The 12186-nt window shown below is 73.6% G+C and carries 11 protein-coding genes; 4 read left to right on the top strand and 7 right to left on the bottom strand.

The features are described from left to right. Positions 1-79: 79 nt before the first annotated feature. The 4 genes from ABZ815_RS15195 to ABZ815_RS15180 are packed head-to-tail and all read right to left on the bottom strand — an operon-like array spanning position 80 to position 5192. Complete coding sequence (locus ABZ815_RS15195; protein WP_357697986.1) at positions 80-205, bottom strand: hypothetical protein; 126 nt, start codon at positions 203-205, stop codon at positions 80-82. Between the two features lie 45 nt (positions 206-250). Next, positions 251-2710 carry a polynucleotide kinase-phosphatase gene (locus tag ABZ815_RS15190; RefSeq protein ID WP_357697984.1) on the bottom strand — a complete coding sequence of 820 codons (2460 nt, stop codon included), beginning with the start codon at positions 2708-2710 and terminating at the stop codon, positions 251-253. Continuing rightward, positions 2694-4235: a 3' terminal RNA ribose 2'-O-methyltransferase Hen1 gene (locus tag ABZ815_RS15185; RefSeq protein WP_357697982.1), complete on the bottom strand. Its 1542-nt coding sequence runs from the start codon at positions 4233-4235 to the stop codon at positions 2694-2696. The genes ABZ815_RS15190 and ABZ815_RS15185 overlap by 17 nt, the downstream gene beginning before the upstream one ends. Before the next feature lie 42 nt (positions 4236-4277). Continuing rightward, positions 4278-5192: an LLM class F420-dependent oxidoreductase gene (locus ABZ815_RS15180; protein ID WP_357697980.1), complete on the bottom strand. Its 915-nt coding sequence runs from the start codon at positions 5190-5192 to the stop codon at positions 4278-4280. 119 nt (positions 5193-5311) lie between these two features. Between ABZ815_RS15180 and ABZ815_RS15175 the strand changes: the two genes are divergently transcribed. Genes ABZ815_RS15175 through ABZ815_RS15160 form a run of 4 tightly spaced genes read left to right on the top strand, consistent with a single transcriptional unit; the run spans position 5312 to position 9175 of the window. Beyond that, complete coding sequence (locus tag ABZ815_RS15175; protein WP_357697978.1) at positions 5312-6325, top strand: hypothetical protein; 1014 nt, start codon at positions 5312-5314, stop codon at positions 6323-6325. A gap of 26 nt (positions 6326-6351) precedes the next feature. After that, positions 6352-7482, top strand: a complete 1131-nt coding sequence (locus ABZ815_RS15170) for a histidine kinase (protein WP_357697976.1) — start codon at positions 6352-6354, stop codon at positions 7480-7482. Beyond that, entirely contained in the window at positions 7479-8579 is a 1101-nt protein-coding gene (locus tag ABZ815_RS15165; RefSeq protein WP_357697974.1) for a histidine kinase, read from the top strand. The genes ABZ815_RS15170 and ABZ815_RS15165 overlap by 4 nt, the downstream gene beginning before the upstream one ends. Next, a complete protein-coding gene (locus ABZ815_RS15160) occupies positions 8576-9175 on the top strand; it encodes a response regulator transcription factor (protein ID WP_357697972.1) in 600 nt (199 codons plus the stop codon). Before ABZ815_RS15165 ends, ABZ815_RS15160 begins: the two co-directional genes overlap by 4 nt. Before the next feature lie 3 nt (positions 9176-9178). Here the strand turns inward: ABZ815_RS15160 and ABZ815_RS15155 are convergent, their stop codons facing one another. From ABZ815_RS15155 to ABZ815_RS15145, 3 genes are all read right to left on the bottom strand, one after another. Beyond that, positions 9179-10321: a DUF418 domain-containing protein gene (locus ABZ815_RS15155; protein WP_357697970.1), complete on the bottom strand. Its 1143-nt coding sequence runs from the start codon at positions 10319-10321 to the stop codon at positions 9179-9181. A gap of 82 nt (positions 10322-10403) precedes the next feature. Beyond that, a complete protein-coding gene (locus ABZ815_RS15150) occupies positions 10404-10751 on the bottom strand; it encodes an STAS domain-containing protein (protein ID WP_357697969.1) in 348 nt (115 codons plus the stop codon). Positions 10752-10896: 145 nt separating this feature from the next. After that, complete coding sequence (locus ABZ815_RS15145) at positions 10897-12147, bottom strand: class I SAM-dependent RNA methyltransferase (RefSeq protein ID WP_357697967.1); 1251 nt, start codon at positions 12145-12147, stop codon at positions 10897-10899. Positions 12148-12186 lie beyond the last annotated feature (39 nt).

Raw genomic sequence — 12186 nt, 5'->3', positions numbered from 1 at the left:
CCCTTCCCCGTGATCGGGGACCTACCCGGAGATCACCTGTGTAGCGCGGCGCTTACCCAACCTTGCCGCAAACCGGGCATCAGGACCGGGTCAGCCAGAAGACCGCGATCACGACGACCGCCGCCAGCAGCGCCAGGGCGTACCCCAGCAGCGCACGCCCGAGCCGGCGCCGGACGTAACCCGGACGGTGACGGTCGGCGGTCATGTCGTCTCCTTCGAGAGGACGGTGGTCATCTCGTCTCCTCCAAGGTCACAGGCGCGGGTCCACCGGCTCGGACTCCAGGGCCAGCACCGCGAAGACCGGCTCGTGCACCCGCCAGCCCGCCTCGCCGTCCGCCAGGCGCGACAACGCCTCCAGGCCGAGGGCGTACTCGCGCAGCGCCAGGGAGCGCTTCTTGCCGAGGAAGCGCCGGCGCAGCACGTCGAGGGACTCGGTGTAGTCGGGCCCGTAGATGATCCGCAGGTACTCCCGGCCGCGTACCTTCACGCCGGGCTGCACCCGGCCGGGCACGTACGTGGCGGGCTTGACCACCATGCCCTCTCCCCCGGCGGCGGTCAGCGACTCCCACCAGGCGGTGGCCGCGTCCCTGGACTCCGGCGAGCCGAGCGTGACGGTCACGTTCCTGGTCGGGGCGATCAGCGGCGAGTCGAGCAGCGCCAGCGTGGACAGGTGCCAGGCGTGCGGCTCCAGCGCCGTGGCCCGTCCCTCGCAGGCCAGGATCTGGAACGGCGCCAGCCTGATCCCGTCGAGCCCGTCGACCGGCCAGCAGTAGCGCGCGTACGCGTCGCGGAACAGGGCGGCGTTGGCGGAGCGGCGCCGGGTGCGGGTCAGCAACCCGCCCACGTCGAGCCCGCGTCCGGCCGCCGCCTCCAGGGCCGTGACGGCCTCGGGCAGCGCGGCCCGCGCGGCGGCGCCGACGGAGGCGTACTGCGACCTGATCAGCTCGCCCGCCTTGGCCGACCAGGGCAGCAGCTCGCAGTCGAGCACGACCCAGTCCGAGCGCAGTTCCTCCCACAGCGGCTCGCAGGCCGCGCGCAGCGCCTCGACCAGCGGCGTCATGTCCCGGAAGAACGGCCGCCCGGTACGCGTGAACACCGCCCCCGCGCTGCCGTCGGCCACGCCGAACCGGGCGGCGGCGACCTCGGGCGTCCTGGCCAGCACGGCGACCGCCCGCGAGCCCATGTGCTTCTCCTCGCACACGACCTCGCTCACCCCCGCCGCGGCGAACTCCTCGAACGCCTCGTGCGGGTGCTCCAGGTAACCGTCGAGCCTGGACGTCTCGGGCGGCGCCATGGTCGGCGGCAGGTAGACCAGCCAGCTCGGGTCGACGGCGAACCGGCTCATGACCTCCAGCGCGGCGGCCGCGTTCTCCTCCAGCACCTTGACCCGGCCGCCGAAGCGGGTCTCGACGTGCCGGGTGCCGATCACGTCGCCGACGTCGAGCATGCCGGGCTCGCGGGCGGGCCCGCCGAGCGGCTTGACCGGCTCGTACCAGACCTGCTCGGCCGGGACCTGGACGATCTCGCGCTCGGGGTAGCGCAGCGCGGTCAGGTGGCCGCCGAAGACGCAGCCGGTGTCCAGGCAGATCGTGTTGTTGACCCACTCCGGGGTGACCGTGGGCGTGTGGCCGTAGACGACCATGGCCCGGCCGCGGTACTCGTCGGCCCACGGGTAGCGGACCGGGAGGCCGTACTCGTCGGTCTCGCCGGTGGTGTCGCCGTACAGGGCGAAGGCGCGTACGCGCTTGGAGGCGCGGCCGTGGTAGGACTCCTTCAGCCCGGCGTGCGCGACGACGAGCCGGCCGCCGTCCAGGCGGTAGTGGCTGAGCAGGCCGTCCATGAACGTCCTGGCCCGCTCGCCGAACTCGGGCGGCTCGGCGGCGAGCTGGTCCAGCGACTCGCGCAGGCCGTGGGCGACCGTGACCTTGCGGCCGTTCAGCGCGCGCACGAGCTTCTGCTCGTGGTTGCCGGCCACGCAGATGGCGGTGCCCGCCTCGACCATGTCCATGACCAGGCGCAGCACGCCCGGCGTGTCGGGCCCGCGGTCGACCAGGTCGCCGACGAACACGGCGGTACGGCCCTCGGGGTGGGCCAGGCCCTGCCAGCCCAGCTTCCGCAGCAGCGTCTCCAGCTCCGAGCGGCAGCCGTGCACGTCGCCGATGATGTCGAACGGGCCGGTCAGCTCGGTCCGGTCCGACCACGCCTTCTCGTACGTGATCTCGGCGTTGTCGATCTCCTCCAGGCCGCGCAGCACGTGCACCCGCCGGAAGCCGTCGGCGGAGATCTTGGACAGCGAGCGGCGCAGCTCCTTGCGCTGGCGGATCACGACGCCGGGGCCGAAGTCGCGGTCGGGACGCGCGGCGTTGCGCTCGACGGCGACCTCCTCCGGCGTGTCCAGCACGATGGCGTCGGCCAGCACGTCGTGCTGCCTGGCCAGCTCGATGAGGCTCTTGCGGGCCGGGTACTGGACGTTGGTGGCGTCCACGACGGTGAACAGGCCCCTGGACAGGCGGACGCCGACGATGTGGTGCAGCAGGTCGAACGCGGCGGGCGTGGCGGCCTGGTCGTTCTCGTCGTCGGACACCAGGCCGCGGCAGAAGTCGGAGGAGATGACCTGCGTGGGCTTGAAGTGGCGGCGCGCGAAGGTGGACTTGCCGCTGCCGGAGACGCCGACGAGCACCACGAGGGACAGCTCAGGAACGCTGATCACGGGTGAAGACTCCCATCTGGGTGGGCGGGCCGACCTCGGGGTCGTCCTCGCCGACGGGTTCGAAGGCGACGTGGTAGCCGTACTGGGCGGCCACCCGGTCGGCCCAGGCGGCGAACTCGGCCCGGGTCCACTCGAAGCGGTGGTCGGGGTGGCGCAGGCCGGTCAGGAACTCGTAACGCACGTTGTGCTCGATGTTGGGGGTGGTGACGAGCACGTGCTCCGGCCGGGCGCGGCCGAACACGACGCGTTCGAGCGCGGCCAGCCGCGGCGGGTCGACGTGCTCGACGACCTCCATGAGCACGGCGGCGTCGTAGCCGGCCAGCCGCTTGTCGGTGTACGTCAGCGCGCCCTGGAACAGGGTGAGCCGGGCCCGCTTGGCGTCGGGCATGCGGTCCAGGCGCAGTTTGCGGGCGGCGATGGTGAGCGCGATGGAGGAGACGTCCATGCCGGCGACGCGGGCGAACCTGGGCCTGGCCAGCAGCGCGGCGACCAGCTCGCCCTGCCCGCAGCCCAGGTCGATCACGCTCGTCGCGCCGAGCTCTTCGAGCCTGCGCAGCACGGCCTCGCGCCGCAGCGTGTTGAGCGGCCGCGCCTTCGGCTCCGGCGGCCCTCCGGGCGCGGCCTCCCCCTCGGGTCCGGCTTCCGGAACGTCGGCAGCGGCGCCAGTGTCGGCAGCGGCAGGGTCGGAAGCGGCGGCGTCGGAAGCGGCGGGGTCGGCGGTGAAGGCGGCGGCCTCGTCGGCGGGGGCCTCCTCGGCGAGCGCCGGCTCCAGTTCCTCCTCGGTCTCGTCGCCCAGCTCGGCCAGCCTGGCCAGCGCGGCGCGGGCCAGCGACCAGCGCCGCCCGAAGTAGCGCCGGGTGATCAGGCCGCGCTCAGGATGCTCGCCGAGCCAGCCCGCCCCCGCCTTGACGAGCTTGTCGATCTCGTCGGACGCGATCCAGTAGTGCTTGCCGTCGTCCAGCACGGGGAGCAGCACGTAGAGGTGGTTGAGCGCGTCGGCCAGGAGCACGGTGCCGCTCAGGGTGAGCCGCACGTACCGGGACTCGCCCCACTCGGGGAAGCCCTCGTCCAGCGGCAGCGGCTGCGCCTCCACCGTCCAGCCCAGCGGCTCGAACAGCCGCCGGGCCAGCTCGGGGCCGCCCCGGCAGGGCAGCGCCGGCACCCGGATCTCCAGCGGCAACGCGGTGCCCGGCAGCTCGGGACGGGCCTTGCAGCGGCCCGCCCGCGCGGTGCGGAAGACGTCGGCGAGCGCGACGGCCAGCAGCGACGAGGCCGCGTACGGGCGGTCGTTGACGTACTGCGACAGGCTGAAGTCGGGCGAGTTGCGGCCGCGCGACCGGACCAGCGCGATCGGGTCGACCTCCAGCAGGAGGGCCGCCGTGCAGCGCTCCTCGCCCGCCTCCGGGTAGAACACCGTGGCCGTGCCGAACGATTGGCCGAACTCCTGCACGCGCTCAGGATGCTTGTGCAGGAGAAAGCCCAGGTCGGTGGCCGGCTTGGCGGTGGTCGTGATCGTCAGCAGCACGCCCCAAGTGTGCCGTAGCCGGACGAAGCACCGCCAACGGAATTACACGTGCGGCAACACCTCTGCGGCGATCAGCTCCAGGTGTTCGAGGTCGGCCAGGTCGAGGACCTGGAGGTAGACCCGCTCGGCCCCGAGCTTGGCGAACGCGCCGAGCTTGGCCACCACCTCGTCGGGGGTGCCGCACAGGCCGCCCTCGCGCAGCAGGCCGGGGTCCTGGCCGATGGCGGCGGCGCGCCGCTCGATCTCGGCCTGGTCGGCGCCGACGACGACGGTCTGCGCCGCCGACAGGATCAGGCCGCGGCCCGCCGCGTCGGCCGCCTCGCGCACCCGCGCGAACGCCTGCCCGGTGTCGGCCAGGGTGCGGAACGGCACGTTGTACTCGTCGGCGTACTCGGCCGCCAGCCGGGGCGTGCGCTTGGCGCCGAAGCCGCCGATGATCACCGGCGGACGGGGCCGCTGGACCGGCTTGGGCAGCGCCGGCGAGTCGACCAGCCGGTAGTAGCGGCCCTCGAAGGAGTAGGAGTCCTTCGCCGTCCACAGGCCGGTGACGATCTCCAGCTGCTCCTCGAAGCGGCCGAACCGCTCGCCGAGCGGCGGGAACGGGATGCCGTACGCGGAGTGCTCCCCGTCGAACCAGCCGGTGCCGAAGCCCAGCTCGACCCGGCCGCCGCTCATCTGGTCGACCTGGGCCACGGTGATCGCCAGCGGGCCGGGCAGCCGGAACGTGGCCGGCGTCACCAGCGTGCCGAGCCTGATCGTGGACGTCTCCCTGGCCAGGGCGCCGAGCGTCACCCAGGCGTCGGTCGAGCCGGCGCCGGGGTCGCCGGGGCCGATGCGCTGGTAGTGGTCGGACCGGAAGAAGGCGTCGAACCCCAGGCGTTCCGCGGCCTGGGCGACGGCGAGCAGGTCGTCATAGGTGGCGCCCTGCTGGGGCTCGGTGAAGATCCGCAGCTTCATGAGGCTCATTATCCGCCCACATCGGACGGCGACCGGAAAAGCCCCCCGCCACCCGGCGAAGGCTTGCTACCTTCACCATCAACCGCTGAAAGTAGCCGATCAATCACGATGGGTGGCATATGTCGCGGAAGGCAAGAGAGTCCGGCACGCTTCCCCGTCCCCTGGCGGTGCTGGCCGCGCTGGTGCTGGCCGGGGCCACGTGCCTGGCGATCCGGATGTTGCCCGCGGGCGCCAGCCCGGCGCCGCCGTCCGCCGCCCCCGCCCGCTTCGCGCCGCCGCGGCCGCCGGTGGCCGTGCGGGAGCCGCCGCGCTCGTTCGTGGGGTTCGTCGACACCGCCCGCGAACCGGAGTTCGACCTGGCCGCCGAGTCGCGCGGCAGCGGCGTCCGCCGGTACGCGCTCGGCCATCTCGTCGCGGGCGGCGACGGCTGCCTCGTCCGGTGGGACGGACCGGGCGGCGATCCGGTGGCCGCCGGGCTCGGGCGGCTGCGGGCGGCGGGCGGCGACGCCTTCCCGGTGTTCGGCGGCCCCGATGGGCAGGATCCGGCCGCCACCTGCACCAGGCCCGGCGGCCTGGCCACCGCCTACCGCAGGGCGGTCGGCGCGCTCGGGGCCGCCGCGGCGGGCGTCGAGATCCGCGACGCCGCCGACCCGGCCGCCGTGCTGCGCAGGGCGCGGGCGCTGCGCGCCCTGCAAGGGGAACGGCCGCTGCGGGTGAGCTTCACCCTGCGTCTGAAGCCGGACGGGCTGGACGCGGCCGACCTGGCGATGCTGCGCACGACCCGGCGGGAGGGCGCCCGGGTGGACACGGTCGAACTGCTGGCCGAGATGGAGCCGCGCGGCGGGCCGGAGGGGCGGCTGCGCAGGCTGGGATCGGCCGTGCGGGCGGCGGCCGGTCAGCTCGCGCGGGCCTACGCCCCGTCTGCCAAGGGGCCCGCCGAGGAGCCCGCCGATGAGCAGGCGTGGGAGCGGCTGGCCCTGACCCCGGTGCTCTCCAGGGCCGGCGATCTGGACGAGACCGAGGCCCGCAAACTGTCGGACTACGCCGTCCGGCACGGGCTGGCCTGGCTGTCGCTGCGCGGCAAACCTCCCAAACCGGACGTATCCCGAATTCTCTGGCTTACCCACTCCTGACATAGGATTTCGCACAAATCCAGGGGGTGAGGGAGACGGTGGCGAACCGGGCCGAGGGCGCGCGCAAGATCCTCATCTACTGGATGGACGCCATGATCACCCTCCTGGGCGTGGTGTTCGTGACCCTGGTCGTCATCTTCGCGGCGCGGGGCGTCATCACCGTCCCGCGGGCGCTGCTCACGATCGCCTGCCTGGTGGGCCAGTTCACGCTGTTCCCCCTGCTGCTGCGGGCCGCCTTCGACGGCCGGCCGCGGCCCACGGCCAGGCTGCTGCTGTCCGGGGCGTTCGCGGCCGGCTCGGTGCTGCTGCTGCCACACCAGGAGCTGGCCGACATGAGCACCTGGCTGGAGGCCGGCGTCCTGTGGGTGTCGGTGGCCGCGCTCTACCTGCCGCTGTGGGCCACGGCCTGCCTGGGCGCCGCCGTGACCGGCCTGGTCAGCGCGTACGTCACACTGATCACCGACCGGTCCTGGGTCGGCACGCTGATCACCGAGGTGGTCAGTTGCGTCCTGCTGGTCGCGGCCACGCTGCTGTGGCGCTGGCTCTGGTGGACGATCAGGGACGCCCACGACGGCCAGGAGGCCAAGGCCCGCCTGGCCATCGCGGAGGAACGCCTGCGCTTCGCCCGCGACCTGCACGACCTGCTCGGCCGCAGCCTGTCGGTGATCACGCTGAAGAGCGAGCTGGCGGCCAAACTGTCGGCCAAGGACCAGGCCAGAGCCCTCGCCGAGATGGACGAGGTGCGCCGGCTGGCCCAGGGCTCGCTGGCCGAGGTGCAACTGGCCGTGGACGGCTACCACACGCTCGACCTGGACGCGGAGCTCGCCGGCGTACGGGCCGCGCTGGAGGCGGCCGGCGCGCGCTGCCTGATCGAGACCAGGGCCGCCGACCTGTCCCCCGCCGGACGCGCGCTGCTGGCGTGGGTCGTGCGCGAGGGCGGCACGAACGTGCTCAAGCACAGCTCGGCCACCACCTGCGCGATCACGATCGACGGCGGCGTGCTGGAGATGCGCAACGACGGCGTCAAGGATCTCCCCGTGGCCCCCGGCAGCGGCCTGCGCGGCCTGGCGGAGCGCCTGACCACGGCGGGCGGCTCGTTCTCGGCCGCCCCGACGCCCACCGGCGAGTTCCTGCTGCGCGCGGCGGTGCCCGCATGAGGCGGCCGACCCGGCTGGACAAGGTCCGCTGGCTGATCGTCTACTCCACCGACATCATCCTGCTGGTCTCCGCGACCGGCTTCTACAACCTGTACATCCTCGCCCAGTCGGTCGACCTGCCCTCGCAGGCGTTCGTGGTCGCCGGGGTGCTGCTGCTGGTCTTCATGGCGCTGGCCACGCGGCCGTTCCGGATCGCCGTGCGCGGCGGCCCGCGTCCGACGGCGCTGCTGGCCGTCTCCGGGGTGCTCGCCCTGGTCCTCTCGGCCTGCACGGTCCTGTACGCCATACCGGTGTGGCTGGCCATGCTCGCCCCCTACGTCCGCCGGCGGACGATCGTCTGGTTGTCCGTCGGCTGGATCGCCGTGCTCGCGCTCGTCCTCGCGCTGACCATGGGCATGCCCATGGCGATGCTGATGGCGGTCGTGGTCCTGGCGATGTTCACCGCGATCGGCGTGGGCGGCGTGCTGGCGAACCTGTGGTTGTGGCGGGTGGCCAAGGAGGCGCACGAAGGGCAGGAGGCCAGGGCCAGGCTGGCGGTCTCGGAGGAGCGGCTGCGCTTCGCCCGCGACCTCAACGACCTGCTCGGGCAGAGCCTGGCCGACGTCTCGGCCAGGACCGCCCAGGCCGCCGGGTCGCTGCCGGCCGACCCGGCCGCCGCCGGGCGGACCATGTTCGAGGTGCGCGACCTGGCCAGGCGGTCGCTGCGCGAGGTGCGCGCGGTGGTGCAGAACTACCGGGCGCTCGACCTGGACGAGGTGCTGTCCAGCGTCCGGGCGGTGCTGGAGGCCGCCGAGGTCCGCTGCACGGTACGGGCCGAGACCGCGGCGCTGGCCCCGGAGGCGCGCACCCTGCTCGCCACGGTCGTCCGCGAGGGCGCCACCAACGTGCTCAAGCACAGCAAGGCCGAACGCTGCACGATCACGATCGAGAACGGGGTTCTGGAGATGTCCAACGACGGGGTGAGCGGCCCGGTGGGCGAGCACGCGGCCATCGGGCTGGCGGGCCTGGCCCAGCGGGTCGGCGCGGCGGGCGGCGTGCTGCGGGCCGAGCCGACGGGCGACGGCGGCTACCTGCTGCGCGCGGCGGTGCCGGCATGACCACCCGCGTGCTGCTCGCCGACGACGAGCACCTGATCCGCGGCGCGATCGCCGCCCTGCTCGACCTGGAGGACGGCATCGAGGTCGTGGCGCAGGTGGGCCGGGGCGACGAGGTCGTGGCCGCGGTCGCCGAGCACCGCCCCGACGTGGCCGTGCTGGACATCGAGATGCCCGGCATGGACGGCCTGAGCGCCGCCGAGCACATCAGCGCGCAGTGCAAGATCGTCATCCTGACCAGCCTGGGCCGCCCCGGCTACCTGCGCAGGGCGATGGCCGCCGGCGTGAGCGGATTCCTCGGCAAGGACGCCTCCGCCGAGGAGCTGGCGATGGCGATCCGCAAGGTCATGGCCGGCGGCCGCTACCTGGACGCCGAGCTGGCCGCCGCCGCGATGGCGGCCGGCGACAGCCCGCTGACCGAGCGGGAGCGCGACGCGCTGCGCCTGGCGGGCGACGGGGCGACGATCTCCAGGATCGCCGGCGAGCTCCATCTCACCGAGGGCACCGTGCGCAACTACCTGTCCAGCGCGATGACCAAGCTCAACGCCCAGAACCGGCTGGAGGCGATCCGCACCGCCCAGCGCATGGGCTGGCTCTGACCCTCAGCGCCAGTTGGTGACCCGGCGCAGCACGTACTCCACCGGGCCGTGGCGGTGGGTGCGCAGCCAGCGTCCGCTCGCCCACACCAGCAGGGTGTAGATCACCAGGGCGACGCCCATCACCGCGATCGGCGACAGCCGGCCCGCCAGCGCGAGGCCGTACCCGGTGAAGACCAGGGCGATGAGCAGGGACTGGCCGACGTAGTTGGAGGCGGCCACCCGTCCCGGGGCGGCCAGGACGCGGCCCGCCGCCGGGTACCGGCCGATCACCCGGAGCAGGGTGGCGACGTACGCGGCGGCCAGCAGGATCGAGGTGATCGTGTTGACCGCGCCGCCGACCAGCTCCACCGCGCCGTTCCGGCCCGACGTCCAGGCGTACAGGAGGCCACCGGGCAGGCCGACGCCGAAGCCCACCCACTGGACGCGGGGCAGCAGGTGCGACCAGCGTCCGAGGTCCTCCAGCAGCCTGGACTTGCCGGCCGCGAGCCCGAACAGGAACATGGCCAGCGCGGCCGGCCCCTGGAAGAGCCAGATCATGGTCACCAGCGGCGGGTACAGCTCGGTCTGCATCGTCAGGAAGTCCAGCGGGCCGCCGGTCGCCAGGCCCAGCACGCGGGCCGCCTCGGCCGGATCGGCCGGAACGGGCTGCCCCGCGGCCGGGTCGAGGGTCGACAGCCAGGCGAGCGCCAGCCAGAACAGGGTCAGCACGCCGATGATCGAGGAGCCGGCGATGACGGCCGTCCTGGGCTTCAGCCCGCGCAGGGCCAGCAGGACCACGCCGAGCGCGGCGTACAGGGTGAGGATGTCGCCGATCCACAACAACAGGCCGTGGGCCACGCCGATGACGAACAGGGCCAGGCACCGGCGCAGCGTCCTGGCCCGTACGCTCGCCCCCGCCCGCTCGGCCGCCCGCATCTGGAGCGTGAAGGAGTAGCCGAACAGGAACGAGAAGATGATGTAGAACTTCGTCAGCACGAAGGCGGTGACGGCCAGGGCCACGGGCCCGTCGGGGGCGGGCATGGCGCCCGACAGCGCGTACCCGGGGTCGGCCAGGAAGCCGATGTTCGCGACCAGGATGCCCGCCAGCGCGAAACCGCGTACGGCGTCGATCTCCTGCACGCGCCCGGCGAGGGTGGTGTGCGTCATGCCCCGACGCTAGGGACGCCTCCCCGCGCGGCGCGTCCGTCCTTGGTCTCGCCGGACGCGACCAAAGGCTCGGACCAGAGGCTCAGGAGGGCGGACCGGCCGTGACCGCGGCGGCCACGGCGGCGTCGACGGTCGTGTGGACCGGCAGGTGCGCGTCGACCCCGGTGATCTCCAGCAGCCGGGCGGGAGCACCCTGCGGGGCGGCGAGGTGGACGCGCGCGTCGTGCTCCAGCGCCTCCTGGTGGCAGGCGAGCAGGACGTGCAGCCCCGAGCTGTCCATGAACGTCATCGCGCTCAGGTCGAACACCACGTGGTCGCCCGGACGCGCCCTGGCCTGCCGGACGTGTTCCCGTAATCGTGTGTGGTTGGTGGCGTCGACCTCACCGCGCACCTCGATCACGGTCACGCCGGGCAGGTGCCGATGGCTCATCGCGAGCGGTGTCATCGGCGGCCTGTCCGATCCTGAGCGGCCCGTGCCTCCGGAGGCGACCATGGATGCACGATAGACAGCTTCACCCTCCCGAGGTTCCGGCAAACCGTCACGATGAGGTCACGCCTTGGCCGGGCGGCGGCTCTCAGCGCTTCACCAGCAGCGCCACGCACTCGACGTGGTGGGTCATCGGGAAGGCGTCGAAGGCCCGCAGATCGGTCAGATCGTAGCCCAGCTCGCCCAGCCACTTGAGGTCTCGGGCCAGCGTCGCGGGGTCGCAGGAGACGTAGACGATGCGCAGCGCCTCCAGCCCCGCGACGCGCTCCACCACCTCGCGCCCGAGGCCCGACCGCGGCGGGTCGACCACCACGAGGTCGGCGCGCTCGATCTGGAACCGGTCGAGCGCCTCCTCGACCCGGCCGCGCTCGACCCTGGCCTGCGGGAGGTCGCGCAGGTTGGCACGGGCGTCGCGGACGGCCGCCGCGTCGGACTCCAGCCCGAACACCGCGCCCTCCGGCCCGACCGCCTCGGCCAGCCCGGCCGCGAACAGGCCGACCCCGCAGTAGAGGTCGAGGGCCCACTCCCCCGGCTCGGGCGCGGCGTAGGCGAGCACCGCGTCGAGCAGCGTCTCGGCCGCCCCCGGGTGGATCTGCCAGAAGCCGCTGCCGGCCACCCGGAACTCGCGGTCGCCCACGTGCTCGTGGAGCACGCCGGAGCCGCGGCGCGGCACCGAGCGGCCCTTGCCCTGGTCGAGCAGGATCGAAGCCGGCGCGTCGAGGTCGGGCACGCTCACGCTGCGCCGCGGACGCGGGGAGACCACCACGGCACGGTCGCCGCCGGCGGAGGCGATGACCTCGACGCCCGCCGCGCCGGGCCAGTCGTGGTCTTCGGCCGCGACCGCCTCGACCTCGGGGTGGGCGATCAGGCAGGCGTCGACGACCTCGATCTCGTGCGAGCGGTGCCGGCGGAAGCCCAGCTCGCCCGCGGGGGTGGCGGCGAACTGCACGCGGGTGCGCCAGCCGAGCCCGTCCTTGGCGCCGGGCACCTCCTCCACGACGATCTCGCGCTCGATGCCCGCCAGGCGGTGCAGCTGCTCGGCCACGACCTGGGCCTTGAGCCGGCGCTGCGCCTCCAGCGTGGCGTGCTGCCAGTCGCAGCCGCCGCACCGGCCGGGGCCGGCGTACTGGCAGGGCGGGACGACGCGGTCGGGCGAGGGCTCCAGGATCTCCACGGCGTCGGCGCGCAGGAACCGGCTCGTCTCCTCGGTCACGTCGGCGATCACCCGCTCGCCGGGCAACGCGTGCCGGACGAAGACCACCCGCCCTTCATGGCGCGCCACACACCAGCCGCCATGCGCGACCGGACCGACCGTCAACTCCAGAGATGCCTGTTCCACACCCCCACCCTATGGTGAGCCGCCACGGGCGGCGTCCGC

It is taken from the genome of Nonomuraea sp. NPDC047529 (assembly GCF_040642995.1).
Lineage (GTDB): Bacteria > Actinomycetota > Actinomycetes > Streptosporangiales > Streptosporangiaceae > Nonomuraea.
The sequence above is the reverse complement of the archived record's forward strand: the minus strand, read 5'-3'. Positions and strand labels throughout refer to the sequence as shown.

Bases quoted from the DNA above. Each gene is read 5' to 3' on its own strand.
- ABZ815_RS15195 (WP_357697986.1), bottom strand. From the start codon at position 205: ATGACCGCCGACCGTCACCGTCCGGGTTACGTCCGGCGCCGGCTCGGG.
- ABZ815_RS15180 (WP_357697980.1), bottom strand. From the start codon at position 5,192: ATGAAGCTGCGGATCTTCACCGAGCCCCAGCAGGGCGCCACCTATGAC.
- ABZ815_RS15175 (WP_357697978.1), top strand. From the start codon at position 5,312: ATGTCGCGGAAGGCAAGAGAGTCCGGCACGCTTCCCCGTCCCCTGGCG.
- ABZ815_RS15165 (WP_357697974.1), top strand. From the start codon at position 7,479: ATGAGGCGGCCGACCCGGCTGGACAAGGTCCGCTGGCTGATCGTCTAC.
- ABZ815_RS15160 (WP_357697972.1), top strand. From the start codon at position 8,576: ATGACCACCCGCGTGCTGCTCGCCGACGACGAGCACCTGATCCGCGGC.
- ABZ815_RS15155 (WP_357697970.1), bottom strand. From the start codon at position 10,321: ATGACGCACACCACCCTCGCCGGGCGCGTGCAGGAGATCGACGCCGTA.
- ABZ815_RS15150 (WP_357697969.1), bottom strand. From the start codon at position 10,751: ATGAGCCATCGGCACCTGCCCGGCGTGACCGTGATCGAGGTGCGCGGT.